This window comes from Streptomyces hesseae (assembly GCF_031845785.1).
Classification (GTDB): Bacteria; Actinomycetota; Actinomycetes; order Streptomycetales; family Streptomycetaceae; genus Streptomyces; species Streptomyces hesseae.
The window spans coordinates 1-474 of the sequence record NZ_JAVRFI010000067.1; the positions used below are offsets into that span (position 1 = coordinate 1).

A 474-nucleotide genomic window follows, 5' to 3' on the forward strand; every position below is an offset into this window, starting at 1 on the left:
CGCCTGGATCGCCCCCGGCAACGACCGGGGCTGGACGTGGCGTCTGCGGGCGCGCATAGACGGTGAGTGGCGGGACTGGAGCGCCAGCCAGGCTTTCGACGTCGAAACGGTCGACACCGACTGCGGGACCTTGCCGCCACCGCAGCAGATCGCCCCGCCCGACGGCGCCGTCTTCACTCACTTTCCCCGGACCACCGTGAGGGAGTGGGGCGCCGTGCCGCAGGCCGCGAGCTACTCGCTCGACCTGGAGGTCTGCCAGAACCCGACTTGCATCGAAGGCCAGACGACCGCGACCCCGCCGGTCACCGGCTTGACGAGCACGAGCTACACGTTCAACTTCGTCGGCGCCCAGCCGGGCCGGTGGCGGGTGTGGGCAGTGAACGGCTCGGGCATGCCGGGCTCGAAGAGCGGCTGGCGGCAGTTCCGCTTCACGCAATGAACCTCCGCGGTTGACTCGAGCGGAGACGCTGTGGG

General features: G+C 70.3%; 1 protein-coding gene. It reads left to right on the forward strand.

The window, feature by feature from the left end:
• On the forward strand, positions 1-439 hold a 439-nt coding region (locus RM609_RS34220), incomplete at its 5' end, for a hypothetical protein (RefSeq protein WP_311616585.1).
• Positions 440-474: the final 35 nt, after the last annotated feature.